General features: G+C 73.2%; 1 protein-coding gene. It reads left to right on the forward strand.

Going from position 1 to position 2,969, the window contains the following annotated elements:
- The coding region (locus tag AADR41_RS41765; RefSeq protein WP_342287674.1) for a tetratricopeptide repeat protein at positions 1-2,918 on the forward strand (2,918 nt) is incomplete at its 5' end.
- Positions 2,919-2,969 lie beyond the last annotated feature (51 nt).

Here is a 2,969-nt window from a genome sequence, read left to right on the forward strand (position 1 = left end):
TCGCGATGTTGCGGGGGCCGGCGGAGCGGGGCGGGGCGGGCGCGGTCCCCGTTCTGGCCCAGGCGCTGATCCTCTTCTCCCAGCGGCTCAGGACGGAAGGGCGTCCCGACGACGCGCTGAGTGCGGCGCGGGAGGCGCTCACCCTGTACAAGGAGCTGGAGCGCACCTTCCCCGGGGTCTTCAGTACGGCGCTGGTACGCACCCTCATCAACGTCGCCAACCGGCACGCCGACATCGGCGACCGCGAGGGGGCGCTGCCGCCGGCGCGCGAAGCGGTCGAGCTCCAGCGGAGCCTCGCCGACGCGGGCGGAAGCGCGTGCCTCCCCGACCTGGCTCTCGCCCTCGGCACTCTCGGCCGGCGCGTCCACGACATCGGCGACCGCGAGGGGGCACTCGCGCTCACGCTGGACTCCGTCGGCATCTACCGGCAACTCGTCGAACGGACTCCAGCGGCGTTCCGCCCCGGCCTCGCGGCCACGCTGACCAACCTGGCGGCGAATCTCTCGACCGTCGGGGAACGCCGGGCCGCCGTACCCCTCGCGCAGGAGGCGGTGGAGATCTACACCGAGCTCGCCGCGGCGCACCCCGACGAGTTCCTGGCCCCTCTCGCCTCCGCGCTGACCAATCTGGCCAGCAGTCTCAAGTCCGTCGGAAACCACGTGGGCGCGCTTCCTCACGCGGTGGCAGCGGTCCGGGTCGACCGGAAGGTGGCCGCACGCCACCCCACCGGTCTCCGGTCCGCCCTGGCCGGCTCCCTGACCAATCTGTCCGTGCACCGGGAGGACGTCGGTGATCTCGCGGGGTGCCTCGCGCCCGCGCGGGAGGCTGTGGAGATCTGCCGGGAACTCGTCGCGCGTCATCCGGTCGCCTTCCAACCGCAGTTGGCGGGCGCTCTGCACAACCTGGCGGACCGGATCTCCGCCACCGGGGACCACGAGGGGGCGCTCGCTCCGGCGCGGGATGCCGCGCGCATGTACGCCGGGCTCGCTTCGCAGCACCCCGACGTCTTCCAGCCGGATCTCGCCCGGTCCCTGACCTCACTGGCCAACAAGACGGCCGCCGCGGGAGACCGGTCTTCGGCGGTGCTGCTCGCGCAGGAGGCCGTACGCATCCAGCGCGAGCTGGCCGAGGAACGGCCGGCAGCGTCCCTCCCGGGCCTGGCCGCGATGCTCAACAACCTCGCCATGCACCTCGTCGCCGCAGGTGAGCCCGGGACGGCTCTGCCCAATGCCGAGGAGGCGACCGCCCTTTACGGGCACCTGGCCGCCGAGGATCCGGACGCCTTTCTCCCGGAGTTCGCGACGGCCCTCACCAACCTGGGCAACCATCGCGCAACCCTGGGTGACGTCTCGGGGGCGCTCACCGCGGGCCGGGAATCGGTCACCATCCGCCGCGCACTCGCCGAAGAACACCCCGCGGTCTTCCGGCAGGAGCTGGCCACCGCACTCACCAATCTCGCCGCCCACCTGAACAGGGCCAAAGATCCGGCGGCGGGGCTGCGGGCCGCAGAGGAAGCTGTCGCCCTCTTCCGTGAACTCGCCGAACGCGAGCCCGCCCTCCGCTCCCCTCTCGCGGGCTCACTCGGCACTCTTGCCCAGAACCTCGCCGACACCGGCAGCCGGAAAGAGGCCCTGGTGCCGGCCGGGGAGGGCGTCCGGATCCTGCGTGTACTCGTCGACGAACTCAGCAGTGCGCACCTTCCCGATCTGGCTCTCTCCCTGCAGAACTACAGCAAGCACCTGGGGGCGAACCAGGACGCCGAAGGGGCCGTGAGCTCGGCACGGGAAGCGGCCGCCGCCTACCGGACCCTGGCGCTGGAGAACCCCGGTGCCTTCGAGAAGTCCCTGGTCTCCGCCCTCGCCAACCTGGGCGGGGCGCTCGCCCTCACCGACGACCACGCGTCGGCGGTGAGGGAATTCGACGAGGCCGTGGCGGAGTTCGGCGCCCATCCCGCAACCGCCCGGCGCCTCGGTGTCGAGCGGAGCATCTTCCTGCTGGGCTGTCCCGGTGCCCGGGCCTCGGCCGGCGTACGCGAACTGGTGTCCTTCCTCCACCGGGACACCACTCCGGGCGGCGGCGGCGCGGACGCCGTGACCGTACGGGCCCGGCGGGCGCTGCGCGCGTACGGCGATCCGGACGCGGTCCGCGCCGCGTGGGAGGAGGAGACCCTCGCCCCCGCACCCGCCTGGCTCGCCCTGTCGCCCGGGACGCTGGAACTCGTCGGCTCCTGGATGTTCGCGCCCGACTGGCCCGGGTCACGCGATGTCTGGTCCCGGAACGCCGATGTGCTCGGCAGCGAGGAGGCGGCGACGGCACTGGAGGAGCTGGCGTTCCTGGACCCCGGCACCGCACAGCAGCACGCCGCGCTCCGCGAGGCCGTCCTCGCCCACGGCGTGACCGCCGCCTACGATCCGCTGATCCTCGCGGAGCAGGTGGCGGAGTGGGTGGACTGCGCCGACTGGGCGGAGTCACGGGCCTTCCTCCAGGACCATCCCCGCATCCTCCAGGCCCGGCCGCCGGAGGACACCCCGCTCGCACACGTCGCCGTCCTCGATGTCGCCCGTACCGAAGGGCTGGACGCCGCGTACCGCCTCGTCGAGGACCGCGACGCCCTCCAGGTGTACGTGGAAAGGGCGTTGGCGGCGGGGGACAGCAACGCGCTGCTGCACGCCGCGGCCGTCGAGGGGCAGGTCTTCGACGACGGCCTGTCCTCCCTCACCCACGCCCAGGCGGGCATGGTGCTCGCCGGATCCGTCGAGGGCGTCGAACCGGAGGAGCTGGCCACGCTCCTGCCCCGCGCGCCCGAGGCGATCCGGGCCAGGCTGCTGCGGGAGATCGTCGCGCTGAGCGTCCGGCACGCCCACCCGCACGGCGAGACGTGGCTCCGGATGGTCCAGGCCCTCAACGGGGCCGCCTGACGTACCCCGGAAAAAAGGGGCGGGGCCCCGTCCCACGCGGGTGCGTGGGAC

This window comes from Streptomyces sp. CLV115 (assembly GCF_038448545.1).
Taxonomy (GTDB): domain Bacteria; phylum Actinomycetota; class Actinomycetes; order Streptomycetales; family Streptomycetaceae; genus Streptomyces; species Streptomyces sanglieri.